Origin of the sequence: uncultured Algibacter sp. (assembly GCF_947487605.1) — a bacterium.
Lineage (GTDB): Bacteria > Bacteroidota > Bacteroidia > Flavobacteriales > Flavobacteriaceae > Algibacter_D.
On sequence record NZ_CANKXK010000001.1, the window covers coordinates 251,347 to 264,433 of the forward strand.

At 33.5% G+C, this 13,087-nt stretch carries 13 protein-coding genes; 2 read left to right on the forward strand and 11 right to left on the reverse strand.

The genetic code is table 11. The features are described from left to right. Positions 1-106 precede the first annotated feature (106 nt). From guaA to bshC, 3 genes are all read right to left on the reverse strand, one after another. The gene (gene guaA / locus Q0739_RS01150; protein ID WP_298236860.1) at positions 107-1,642 is read right to left on the reverse strand and encodes a glutamine-hydrolyzing GMP synthase; all 1,536 of its coding nucleotides are present in this window, start codon (positions 1,640-1,642) and stop codon (positions 107-109) included. Between the two features lie 63 nt (positions 1,643-1,705). Next, positions 1,706-3,076, reverse strand: coding sequence for an aminotransferase class V-fold PLP-dependent enzyme (locus tag Q0739_RS01155; protein WP_298236861.1), 1,371 nt, complete (start codon positions 3,074-3,076; stop codon positions 1,706-1,708). A 3-nt stretch (positions 3,077-3,079) separates the two neighbouring features. Further along, positions 3,080-4,678: a bacillithiol biosynthesis cysteine-adding enzyme BshC gene (bshC, locus tag Q0739_RS01160; RefSeq protein ID WP_298236862.1), complete on the reverse strand. Its 1,599-nt coding sequence runs from the start codon at positions 4,676-4,678 to the stop codon at positions 3,080-3,082. Positions 4,679-4,831: 153 nt separating this feature from the next. On the opposite strand from bshC, the gene Q0739_RS01165 reads away from it, so the two are divergent. After that, positions 4,832-6,094, forward strand: coding sequence for a carboxypeptidase-like regulatory domain-containing protein (locus Q0739_RS01165; protein WP_298236863.1), 1,263 nt, complete (start codon positions 4,832-4,834; stop codon positions 6,092-6,094). A 2-nt stretch (positions 6,095-6,096) separates the two neighbouring features. Here Q0739_RS01165 and rimO read toward each other — a convergent pair whose 3' ends face one another. Further along, a complete protein-coding gene (gene rimO, locus Q0739_RS01170) occupies positions 6,097-7,398 on the reverse strand; it encodes a 30S ribosomal protein S12 methylthiotransferase RimO (protein WP_298236864.1) in 1,302 nt (433 codons plus the stop codon). Between the two features lie 320 nt (positions 7,399-7,718). Between rimO and Q0739_RS01175 the strand changes: the two genes are divergently transcribed. Next, the gene (locus Q0739_RS01175) at positions 7,719-8,801 is read left to right on the forward strand and encodes a serine hydrolase (protein WP_298236865.1); all 1,083 of its coding nucleotides are present in this window, start codon (positions 7,719-7,721) and stop codon (positions 8,799-8,801) included. 63 nt (positions 8,802-8,864) lie between these two features. Here the strand turns inward: Q0739_RS01175 and ftsY are convergent, their stop codons facing one another. The 7 genes from ftsY to Q0739_RS01210 form a co-directional block, all read right to left on the reverse strand. Continuing rightward, on the reverse strand, positions 8,865-9,818 hold the full coding sequence (gene ftsY / locus Q0739_RS01180) for a signal recognition particle-docking protein FtsY (protein ID WP_298236866.1): 954 nt from the start codon (positions 9,816-9,818) through the stop codon (positions 8,865-8,867). Between the two features lie 317 nt (positions 9,819-10,135). Then, positions 10,136-10,285, reverse strand: coding sequence for a DUF4295 domain-containing protein (locus Q0739_RS01185; protein WP_298236867.1), 150 nt, complete (start codon positions 10,283-10,285; stop codon positions 10,136-10,138). A gap of 11 nt (positions 10,286-10,296) precedes the next feature. After that, positions 10,297-10,479 (reverse strand): 50S ribosomal protein L33, encoded by a 183-nt coding sequence (rpmG, locus tag Q0739_RS01190; RefSeq protein ID WP_298236868.1) that lies wholly within the window; start codon positions 10,477-10,479, stop codon positions 10,297-10,299. Positions 10,480-10,537: 58 nt separating this feature from the next. Next, positions 10,538-10,774 carry a 50S ribosomal protein L28 gene (gene rpmB, locus Q0739_RS01195; protein WP_298236869.1) on the reverse strand — a complete coding sequence of 79 codons (237 nt, stop codon included), beginning with the start codon at positions 10,772-10,774 and terminating at the stop codon, positions 10,538-10,540. 82 nt (positions 10,775-10,856) lie between these two features. Further along, positions 10,857-12,107 (reverse strand): competence/damage-inducible protein A, encoded by a 1,251-nt coding sequence (locus tag Q0739_RS01200; protein ID WP_298236870.1) that lies wholly within the window; start codon positions 12,105-12,107, stop codon positions 10,857-10,859. Positions 12,108-12,109: 2 nt separating this feature from the next. Then, on the reverse strand, positions 12,110-12,451 hold the full coding sequence (locus Q0739_RS01205; RefSeq protein WP_298236871.1) for an Hpt domain-containing protein: 342 nt from the start codon (positions 12,449-12,451) through the stop codon (positions 12,110-12,112). Beyond that, on the reverse strand, positions 12,451-13,062 hold the full coding sequence (locus tag Q0739_RS01210) for a fumarylacetoacetate hydrolase family protein (protein ID WP_298236872.1): 612 nt from the start codon (positions 13,060-13,062) through the stop codon (positions 12,451-12,453). The genes Q0739_RS01205 and Q0739_RS01210 overlap by 1 nt, the downstream gene beginning before the upstream one ends. Between the last annotated feature and the right edge of the window lie 25 nt (positions 13,063-13,087).

Here is a 13,087-nt window from a genome sequence, read left to right on the forward strand (position 1 = left end):
TTCTATTGAAAATCACTCCTTTAGATTTGATTTAACTGAATAAAACAAAATGTACTACGGTAACTTTAATTCTTAGACACAGATTTTCTTAAATAGATACATTTATCTATTCCCACTCTATGGTCGCTGGTGGTTTAGAACTAATATCGTAAACTACTCTATTAACGCCCTTAACTTTATTTATTATATCGTTAGATGTTTTTTGAAGGAACTCATACGGTAAATTTACCCAATCGGCTGTCATACCATCGGTACTTTCTACTGCTCTTAGTGCCACACATTTTTCGTAAGTGCGCTCATCTCCCATAACGCCAACACTATTAACTGGTAATAGCATAGCTCCTGCTTGCCATACTTTATCGTAAAGTCCCCATTCTTTTAATCCGTTTATAAAAATAGCATCTACTTCTTGTAGTATTCTTACTTTTTCTGCAGTTATATCTCCTAAAATTCGAATTCCTAATCCTGGACCTGGAAATGGGTGACGCCCTAATAATTCTGGGTCGATTCCTAGAGTAGCTCCAACACGTCTTACCTCATCTTTAAAAATAGCTCGAAGTGGTTCAACAATTTTAAGTTTCATAAAATCTGGTAAGCCACCTACATTATGATGACTTTTAATAGTTGCTGAAGGGCCTCCAGTAGCCGAAACACTTTCTATAACATCAGGATAAATAGTTCCTTGTGCCAACCAATCAACATCTTCTAGCTTATGCGCTTCATCATCAAAAACTTCAATAAAAGCATTGCCGATTGCTTTTCGTTTTTTCTCTGGGTCTTCAATTCCTTTTAGTGCATCCAAAAATCTATTCGAAGCATCAACCCCTTTTACATTTAGTCCCATACCTTCGTATTGATTCAAGACGTTTTGGAACTCATTTTTACGAAGCAAACCATTATTTACAAATATGCAATACAAATTTTTGCCAATAGCTTTATTAAGAAGAACAGCTGCCACGGTTGAATCTACACCTCCTGAAAGTCCTAAAACAACTTTACCATCGCCTACTTTTTCCTGAATAGCTTCAACAGTTTCTTCAACAAATGAATCTGGTGTCCAATCTTGTTTTAAACCTGCAATGTGTACCAAGAAATTCTCCAATAATTGTTTTCCATCGGTTGAATGATAAACTTCTGGATGAAATTGAATAGCGTAAGTTTCCTCGCCATCTATTCTATACGCAGCATTTTCTACATCATGTGTACTGGCTATTAAAACACCATTATCTGGCAAATGCTTAATAGTATCGCTATGACTCATCCAAACTTGGCTACCCGTATGAATATGAGCTAAAAATGGCTCATTACTTTTAATAAAAGATAAATTAGCACGTCCATACTCTCTGGTATTCGATGGAGCAACTTCACCTCCCGAAAAATGGGCTAAATATTGTGCGCCGTAACAAACAGCAAGCATTGGTTTTTTTCCTCGAATATTGCTTAAATCTGGATGTAAAGCTTCTTCGCCTCTAACAGAAAATGGGCTACCAGAAAGAATCACAGATTTGTATTCTTCTATATTTGATGGAATCTTGTTAAATGGGTGTATTTCGGAGTAAATGTTAAGTTCTCTAACTCGACGAGCAATAAGTTGTGTGTATTGCGATCCGAAGTCTAAAATTAATACCTTGTCATGTTGCATGCGCAAAAGTAATAATTGATTTTATAATGCCACATTACCTCAACTACTTTTTTCCTTTTTTTTTTACATCATAGAATCTAAAATAGCCTTTATGTCTTCTTCCGATGTATCTGGGTTAATAAAACAGAATCTTGAAACGGTTTCATATTCGTCTTTATTTTTCCATTTTGTTGGTGTCACTAAGGCAAATCCTTTTTTATGGTTTTCATAAGTCCAATGCGTATAGTCTTCGGGCTTCCAACCTATTCTTCTATACAAAACGCAAGACAAACTCGGTGCTCTTACCAATTCTAAATTAGGATTTTTTTCAATCATCTTGCCCGCAATTTGAGCTAATTCAATTCCTCTTTCAACTGCTTCTCTATATCTATCAGTTCCATGTGTTGCCAATGAAAACCACAAGGGCAACCCCCTAACACGCCTTGTTAATTGAATTTGATAGTCGGTTGGATTAAAACCGTGCGCACCTTCATCTTTAAAAATATCTAAATAAGACCCTTGCTGTGAATGTGCCTTTTTAGCCAATTCAGGGTTTTTATAAATTACTGCCCCACAATCGTAAGGCGAAAACATCCATTTATGAGGGTCAATGGTTACACTATCTGCTTTTTCTATACCATTAAACAAATGCCTAACCGAACCTGCGGCCAAGGCGCCGCCTCCATAAGCAGCATCTACATGAAACCAAAGGTTTTCTTTCTCACAGATATTTGCAATACCTTCTAGGTCGTCAATTATACCTGCATTAGTTGTTCCCCCTGTAGCGACCACAGAAAAAAGTCGTTTTCGTTGATGCGCTGTTAGAGAATCAATTATTTCCTGTAATTCTTCACCAATCAATCTATCTTCTGAATCTACCAATAACAAATCGACATCTATTACTTTTGCCATCGCTTTTATTGATGAATGCGCCCCAATAGAGGTTATTATAAGTCCTTTTTCTCCTTTAAAAGCATCATTCTCTCTCCAATGTTCGCGTGCAGTAACCATAGCAGAGAGATTAGCCGCTGTACCACCACTGGTAAAAACACCAAAAGCTCCTTTTGGTAAACCTGTTAGCGATACTATCCATTTCATAGCTTCATTTTCACAAAAAATACCACCTGCACCTTCCATCCAATAAGCACCATGAATACTTGATGCAGATGTAACCAAATCGAACATTATTGCCGCTCTGGTTGGTGATGCTGGAACAAAAGCTAAATGCCTTGGATGATCTATTGGAACAGTTGCCTTGGATAAGTGTTTCTTCCAAAGTTTTAAAGCATTCTCTCCTCCTATACCTTCTTTGGTTACAGTTTCGCCAACAAGCGCTTTTAATTCTTCCTCTTTTTTTGGTTTTCCTATTTTATGTTTTGTAGACGAAAGCCTATCAATAGTATATTTCATAACATCTAGTGTCATTTCGACTAGATCAATATCTATTTTATGCATTGCTTACATATTTAAAATTAAAAACGTACCGTTTAAGGGTTGTAAATTTTCAATTAGTTTAGGTATGAGTGTTTCGCCATATTCGAGATAAAACTCTGAAAAATTGGCATTTCGTTCTTGCAAACTTTGATTAGGAAATAACACATTTTGAATATCTGTCATTCTAGATGCCTGATCTGATAATGCTCTCTTCTGCGCTTTTAATAGTCTATTTTCTAAATTCTCTAAACCCTTTATTTGCTTAACTTCTTGTGCTTTTACAGCACCAACGAAAGACTTATCTGTTTGTTCTGCAAGGTTATATAAGTCTTCAAATTGTTGTTTTAAATGTTTCTTTTGTTCGGAAAAATCAATATTAATATTAGAAATTTCCCTTACTTTTTTATTAATTAAGGCATCTCGCTTTAAAAATGTTTCTTCAGCAGTAATATTCAAATTTTTAAGTTTCTTTGCTTGGCTTTCGGTTTGAATGAGAACAGAATTACGCAGTAATAAAATTGGAAATGGTACATTAACTTCATTAAAAAGTTGTTTTAACTGAAACCAATAAGCTAATTCGCCACCACCACCTATATAGCAAAGATTAGGCAAAATAACCTCTTGGTATAAGGGTCGCATAATAACATTGGGCGAAAAGCGTTCAGGATGCTTTAAGAGCATCTCTTGTATTTCACTTTTAGTCCAAGAAATATCTGTATTTAAAACCTTATATTTTTCATTTTGAAAAACAATACGCTCTCTTAGATTCTGAGTTAAATAGAATAGATTAATTTCTCTAGGAGTTACTTGAATATTATAGGATTTTACAAGTTTTTCATTAGTATTAGAAACCGCTTTATAAGATGTTTGATTTAATAATTCGTCTTCAATGAATGGTATAAATTGTCTTTTTAAATCGGCATCATTTGCATCAATAATTACCAATCCGTAATCCTTAAATAACGCATTAGCTAGATACCTAGTGGCATCAGCTAAATTAGAATGCTCTAAATACGCTTTTTCGAACAAACGCTTTAAAAATTCGGCATTTTCACCGGTGCCTAATTGATTTGAAAAAACTGTAAACACTTCCTTAAGACCTTTTGTTGACAGATCTCCAACAGCGCCACTCGACTCTCTATTCCACTGAATTTTTTTACCCTTAAAATTGAAATAATTTATTTCTTCAAAATCATGATCCTCAGTCGCCATCCAGTAAACGGGTACAAAATTATAATTTGGATACTCTTTCTTTAATTGATTAGAAAGATTAATTGCAGAAACTATTTTGTATAAAAAATAAAGTGGTCCTGTGAATAAATTTAATTGATGCCCTGTGGTAATTGTGAATGTGTTACTATTCTCTAATAAATCTATATTTTCTTCTGTTAAATAGGAAGTATCAATGTTTTGGTATTGATTCTTTAAAACCTTAACCAAAACTTTTTTATGTGTTTTTGTAGTATGCTCAGAATGTTGTTTCTCTTCTATTTGAGCCTTGAAATTCTCGAACTTAGGAAATCGATTATAAAACGTTTTTAATTCTGTTTTTTCATCCAGATAATTACATATTAACGGTGAAAAATAACCGGTTTTGTAAAAAGGAATATGTTGTTGCCCCATACTTCAAATTAATATCATGTAAATATACAGTTATTCAAATTCGCAATTCTAAAAATTTAGTTAAGAATTAGTAGTTAAATTCCGTTAAAAATTCATGTGAATCGTTATTTTTTTGTAACTTATAAGCACCTTATATCTCTAAATATCAATGTTATGAAAACAAAATCAATCCACGTTTTTAAAATGTTTTGTATACTTTGTATCTGTTTAATAGCACATACCAATGCTCAAAACGATGAAACTTTTAAAGAGCTACAAGGTATTATTATTGATGAGAATACTAAAAAACCTTTAGTATTTACAGATATTGTCCTTAATGAAACTAACATAAGTACGGTTACAAATACCGATGGTGAATTCCTTTTAAAAATACCAAATGCATTACTAAACGGTGTATTATCTATAACTCATTTGGGTTATGAAAAACTTAATCTTAAAATTTCTAACTTCAAAAACCATTCTAAAATAAGACTAACTCCTGCAATTACTACCTTAAATGAAGTGAGCATAATACGTTATAAGGATGATGCGCGTTCTCTTGTATTAGAAACTTTATCAAGAAAAAGCACCATTTATAATAATAACAACACTTTGATGACTGCTTTTTATAGGGAAACCATAAAGAAAAGACGTAAAAATGCTTCGTTGTCTGAAGCTGTATTTAAAATCCATAAGCAACCATACAACAACCAAAGAAATGACAATATTGAGCTTATAAAAGCGCGCAAAAACACAGATTACTCTAAACTAGATACGCTTGCCTTAAAACTACAAGGAGGACCGTTTAGTAATTTGTATACCGATATTATAAAATACCCTGAATTTATATTTACCGAAAATGACTTGCCCTACTATGATTTTAGTTTTGGTCAATCTACCCAGATAAATAAAAGCTTGGTGTATGTTGTTAACTTTAAACAAAAAGAAAATACAAACACACCAATGTATTTTGGTAAGCTTTATATAGATGCCAATACTTTAGCTTTAACAAGTGCAGTATACAGCTTAAATGTATCGAATAAAGAACTATCAAGCCGAATGTATATTCGTAAAAAACCGAGAAAAGTAGACGTGTATCCTACTAATGCTATGTATCGTGTAAATTACAGAACTAGAGATGGTAGATGGCATTATTCTTATAGCAATATATCATTAACTTTTAAAGTAAATTGGAAAGGCAAGTTGTTTAATAGTGTTTATTCATTAAACAGCGAAATGGCCATAACCGATTGGGAGATTAAAGACACAAAAATTGCTAAAGTGCGTAGTCAATTAATTAGGCCGACTACCATTTTAAGTGAAAAAGCGTCCGGTTTTTCAGACCCAAAATTTTGGGGCGAATACAATATTATTGAGCCAGAAAAGTCGATTGAGAATGCTATACGAAAAATTCAAAAGCAATTGAAGCGCACTTAAACTTAAACAACCTCTGCATACAGATCGAAGTCTTCCGCTTCAATAATTTTTACAGTAGCAAATTCGCCTGTTTTTAGATATGTTTTTGTGGCATCAATAAGTACTTCATTATCCACATCTGGCGAATCAAATTCGGTACGACCAATAAAATAGTTACCTTCTTTTCTATCTATAACTACTTTAAACTCCTGCCCTATTTTTTGTTGATTCAATTCCCAAGAAATCTGAGATTGAATTTCCATAATCTGGTTTGCTCTATCAATTTTAACATCTTCAGGCACATCATCTTCTAAATTATAAGCATGTGTATTTTCTTCATGAGAATAGGTAAAACAGCCTAAACGCTCAAAACGCATCTCTTCGACCCATTGCTTTAATTCTTGGAAATTTTCTTCGGTTTCACCTGGATATCCAACAATTAGCGTGGTTCTAATAGTCATATTAGGAACTTTCGCTCTAAATTCTTTGAGCAATTTCGTCGTTTTATCTTTTGTTGTACCACGACGCATACTCTTTAAAATAGAATCGGAAATATGTTGCAACGGAATATCTAAATAATTACAAACTTTAGGCTCACGCTTCATTACATCCAAGACATCCAACGGAAAGCCTGTTGGGAATGCATAATGTAATCGAATCCATTCTACACCTTCCACTTTTACTAAGGCTTCAAGTAATTCGGCTAAGTTTCGTTTTTTATATAAATCTAAACCGTAATAGGTTAAATCCTGAGCTATAAGAATCAATTCCTTTACACCGTTAGCCGCTAATTTTTCGGCTTCAATTACAATCTCCTCAATAGGTGTACTTCTGTGTTTACCACGCATAATAGGAATTGCACAAAAACTACAAGGTCTGTCACAGCCTTCAGCAATCTTCAAATACGCATAGTTTTTTGGTGTGGTAGTTAAACGCTCACCTATTAACTCGTGCTTATAATCTGCACCTAATGCTTTTAGTAATCCTGGTAATTCGGTGGTGCCAAAATACTGGTCTACATTCGGAATTTCTTTAACCAAATCTGGTTTATAGCGCTCACTTAAACAACCTGTTACAAATACTTTATCTACATCACCCTCTTCTTTCTTTTGTACGTATTCCAAAATCGTATTTACGCTTTCTTCTTTGGCATTATTTATAAATCCGCAGGTGTTAATCACTACAATGTTGCCTTCTTCTTCATGCACAACATCCTTACCACTAGCCTTTAATTGCCCCATTAACACCTCGCTATCGTAAACATTTTTGCTACAGCCAAGGGTGACAACGTTAATCTTATTTTTCTTTAGGGATTTTGTACGCATACCTTTATTAAATGAGTGCGCAAAGATACGGAATGATTTAGGATATATAATTGTATACTTTATGCTAAACTCCCTTTTAAATTGAAAGAAAGATTCCTGCCTTCTCACGAATGACAATTTCTAAGGAAAGAGGCTGTCTGAAAAGTCTTTATAATTTGATTTGTCAAGTTAAGCCTGTCGAAAACAATATTAATTATCAGTAAGTTAAGAATATTTCGACAAGCTCAATATGACATCGAACTTACTTTTTAGACAGCCTCAGTCTTTTTTCAATTAAACCTTTTATATATTTGAATGTCTCAAAATAAAAACCTGCCCATATGAAAGCGTTTATATACCCAATTATAATAGCTTTACTTTTTTGTTATAGCTGTTCTGAAAATGAAACAATTACAGAACCAGATCCTGCAGAAGCAGCAATATATTTCCCACCATTTAACTCTAACATTTGGGCCATCAAATCTATTTCAGAATTAGGTTGGAATGAAAGCGAACTACAACCCTTATTAGATTTCTTAGAGGACAATAACACAAAAAGTTTTATGATTCTTTACGATGGTAAAATTGTTATTGAAGAGTATATGCATGGTCATGATGCTACAAAACTTTGGTATTGGGCAAGCGCAGGTAAAACATTAACTACTACACTTTCTGGAATTGCTCAAGAAGAAGCCTTTATTGATATAAACAATAAGGTTTCCGATTATTTAGGAACGGGTTGGACGAGTGCTCCGTTAGAAAAAGAAAATCTAATCACTTGTAAAAATCTATTGTCTATGAACTCTGGTTTAGACGATAGTATAGATGCTGTTGAAAATCCTGAAGATTTACAATATGAAGCTGATGCAGGTACACGTTGGGCTTATCACAATGTGTATAAAAAAATGCAAGACGTTATTGCCTCTGCAAGTGGTTCTACTTTTGTTAGCTATTTTAACACTAAACTTAGAGATAAAATTGGAATGACTAATACTGCTGGTGGGTGGTTACAACTTGGTAATTTTAATGTTTATTGGAGCAATACCAGAAGTATGGCTAGATTTGGATTGATGATTTACGCGAATGGAAAATGGGGAAATACCCAAATTGTTTCTGAAACATTTTTAAATGAAGCTACTAACACATCTCAAGATATTAATAAATCTTACGGGTATTTATGGTGGCTTAATGGAAAGTCAAGTTATCATTTACCACAAAGTCAATTTGAATTTAGTGATGAATTAATACCAAATGCACCAAATGACATGTACGCTGCTTTAGGAAAGAACGATCAGAAAATCTATGTTGTACATAGTAAAAAATTAGTTGTTATTAGAATGGGTGAAGCTGCGGACAATGAAGTTTTTGCGCTTTCTAGTTTTGATAATGATTTATGGGGACGACTTAACACACTCATTAATTAGTAAATTAAAAGTTGTCACCTAAATTTATTTAAAATAGACACCTGCCTTCGCAGGAATGACAGATTATTTGAAGAAAGAATCTACAAACTCGTATTTATTAAAAACTTGTAAGTCTTCGATACCTTCGCCAACACCGATGTATTTTACCGGAATTTTAAACTGGTCTGAAATACCAATAACAACTCCTCCTTTGGCGGTTCCGTCTAACTTGGTAACGGCTAACGAGGTTACTTCGGTAGCTGCCGTAAATTGTTTTGCCTGTTCAAAGGCATTTTGTCCTGTAGAACCATCTAGAACTAACAATACATCATTAGGCGTATCATCCACTACTTTTTGCATGACACGTTTTACTTTGGTAAGCTCATTCATTAAGTTTACTTTGTTATGTAAACGTCCTGCTGTATCTATAATAACCACATCGGCATTTTGAGTTACAGCACTTTGCAACGTATCGAACGCTACTGATGCAGGATCACTTCCCATAGACTGTTTTACAAGAGGCACACCTACTCTATCTGCCCAAACTTGAAGTTGGTCGATTGCCGCGGCTCTAAACGTATCTGCCGCTCCTAATACCACATTTAACCCTTGTTTTTTAAATTGATGAGCTAACTTACCAATAGTTGTTGTTTTTCCAACGCCGTTTACGCCAACAACCATTATTACATAAGGTTTTTTATCTTGGGGGACAGTAAATTCAATTTCCTCTCCTGTGTTAGTTTCACTTAATAAAGCAGCGATTTCTTCTCGTAATATTTGATTCAACTCATCGGTTCCTAAATACTTATCTTTTGAAACACGTTCTTCTATACGCTCAATGATTTTTAAGGTAGTATTAACGCCTACATCGCTTGACACTAAAACTTCTTCGAGATTGTCTAAAACTTCGTCATCTACCTTAGATTTTCCTGCTACAGCTTTACTTAATTTACCAAAAAAACTGGATTTAGATTTCTCTAATCCTTTTTCTAGGGTTTCCTTTTTTTCTGTTGAAAATATTTTTTTAAAAAAACTCATTATTACTGTTTGTTGTTTGTTGTTGAGCTACTTAACTCAATAACAGGGTTGTTATGGTTTGGTTTTACAAATATGTACACAATTGGTTATTAATTACTGCCATTTGCAGACTAGCGCGTTAGGGATTGAAGCGACATCCTTTTTTGTTTTTCTCAAAAAAGATACAGCGAAAAGCCCGACCCGTTAAGGGTAACGCCCAAAATATAACAGTCAATTATCTTACCACTTTTAATAAACTGTTATTATGGCAGATAAATATAAAATAAAAAAGCTGCTCTCGTTAGAAAGCAGCTTATAATATCTTGAAACGAAACCTTTTATTTGTTTAAAAAGTCGTTAACTTGCTCTGGACTCATTATTGATTCAACAAACATGTAAGCTCCTGTTTTTGGAGACTTTACCATTTTGATTGCTTTTGTTAATCTTTTAGATCCTGTTTGTAATGATGCTACTGATTTCTTTGCCATGATCTATATTTTTACTTGATTTCTTTATGAACTGTCATACGCTTAAGGATAGGATTAAATTTTTTAATCTCCATTCTATCTGGCGTATTTTTTTTGTTTTTTGTAGTAATATATCTTGAAGTTCCTGCTTTCCCAGACTCTTTGTGCTCTGTGCACTCTAAGATTACTTGTATTCTATTGCCTTTCTTTGCCATGTTATAATATTTATTGTCATTTCCGCGAAGACGGAAACCTCATCTTTTTTTGCAGCTATTATTTTAAAAATCCTTTAGCTTTAGCTTCTTTGATTGCTGCAGAAATGCCTATTTTGTTAATAGTTTTTAATGCAGATGTAGAAACCTTTAAAGTTACCCACTTATCCTCTTCAGGAATGTAAAAACGTTTCTTAACTAAGTTAGCGTTAAATTTGCGCTTAGTTCTATTTAATGCGTGAGACACGTTGTTACCAACCATTGCCTTCTTTCCTGTAAGTTCACAAACTCTTGACATTCTATATAACTTTAAATTCTTTGTTGCTTAAAATCGAGGTGCAAATATACAAATTCTTTATATTATGACAACCTAATTTTTATCAATTTTTAAAAATTTGTTTTTGAAGCATTTCAAGAGCTTTATTAACGGCTTTATTAATTACCTTTTCGCGATGATTTCCGAAGTTAAATTGCTCTGAAAAAATACCTTTTTTTGTAGCAATAGCAATAAAAACGGTACCTACTTCGGCATTGGATTCTCCCTTTGTTGGCCCTGCATTTCCAGTTGTGGCAATCGCAAAATCTGACTTATATAATTTTAGAACATTTTGAGCCATAGCTTCTGCTACTTGCGCGCTTACTACCGAAAATTCTTGAATTAACGCTTCGGGAACATTTAAAACATCAATTTTTGATTGTGTTGCATAAGCAACTACACCTCCTTTTAAGTAATTAGAAGCTCCAGCTTTTGCTGTAAACAATTGCGCCAATTTACCCCCGGTACAACTCTCGGCAATAGCAAGTGTTTTTCCTTTTTTTGTTAATCGATTAGCAACAACAGCTTCTTCATTACCATCTTCATCTTCAAAACCAAAAAACTCTTTTTCTATTAAAGGTAGTACTTTATTTATTTGCTCTTGAACTTCTTCTTTTATCTTATTTTCATCAAAACCCTTTGCGGATAAGCGTAGTCGCATTTTTCCTATGTTTGGTAAATAAGCTAATTTAATATGTTTTGGTAATGCATCTTCCCATGATTCTATTCTAGCTGCTAAAGTACTTTCTCCTAACCCATATACTATAAGTGTGCGGTGTAAAATAAATGGACAATGGTACTTAGCTTTTAGTCTAGGAATAACATCATTAACTATTAGTGTTTTCATCTCATAGGGAACACCAGGAAGCGAAACAAATGTCTTGTCTTGTTTCTCTAACCACATACCAGGTGCTGTTCCTAGTTTGTTCATTAAAATAGTGGCTTTAGAAGGAACTAACGACTGATCTATGTTTACTTGTAATAAGGTTTGACGTATATATCTATCCCAAAGTGATTCTATATTTTTTAAAACTGACGCATCTCTTACTAAAACATCATCAAAATATTCGGCAATTGTTTTTTTTGTGATATCATCTTTGGTTGGACCTAAACCTCCAGTAATGATAATAATATCAACACGATCTTCAGCATCCTTAAAAGCTTGTAGTATATGATTTTTATCGTCTTGAACTGATGTGATTTGAAAAACTGAAACGCCAATTTTATTAAGTTCTTTGGCTATAAATGCAGAATTTGTATCAATTACCTGACCTATGAGTAGCTCATCTCCAATAGTAATTATTTCGGCAAGCATGATTATAAATTAAAATCGGTTTTTATTTCTGCCAAAGCATTATTTACCGCAGAAATAACAATATTTAATTTATCGGTAATATCCAATTCTGTTTTTGTGAATTTACCCCAATCTTGAACCTCAATTAAATCGTCTAGAATGCCTAATTCAAATAAGTCCACCGTTGGTTTCATTTTATGAGCTGCTTGATATGCTTCTTGATAATTCTTTTCTGCAACTGCCACTTTTAATCGCTCAGCATCAACAGAAACTTCTTCTAAAAAAGTTTCGGCAAGAGTTAGAATAAAGTCTTCATCGTTATCTGCTAATTCTCTTACCCTAAATAATTTGTAATGTTGTTCCATTATTTTACTGTTATTGAAAACATTTCTTTGTCTTCTATAAATCCTTTTAATTTATCGTTAGCAATTACTTTGCCAACTCCAGCTGGTGTTCCTGTAAATATAATATCTCCAATCTTTAAAGTAAAATATTTTGACACATATTCTATTAATTCATCAATTTTCCAAAGCATGTGGCTCGTATTTCCATTTTGCACAATTTCATCGTTCTTTTTTAAGGAAAATTCAAAATTATCTACATTATCTACCGCACTTTTATCAATCCATTTACCAATTACAGCAGCCCCATCAAAAGATTTTGCTTTTTCCCAAGGTAAGCCTTTAGCCCTTAATTTGTTCTGTAAGTCGCGTGCTGTAAAGTCAATTCCCAGCCCTATTTCATTATAGTATTTATGCGCAAATTTTTTATCAATATGCTTCCCTACTCTATTTATCTTCACCAAAACCTCAACCTCATAATGCACCTCATCCGAAAAATCTGGAATAAAAAAAGGTTGCTTTTTCAAAAGAATTGCCGTATCAGGTTTTAAAAATACCAAGGGTTCCTCTGGCTTTTCGTTTTGTAACTCTTCAATATGTTCAGTATAATTTCTACCGATGCAAATTAGTTTCATGCTATTTATTTTTTTCCTCTCACAA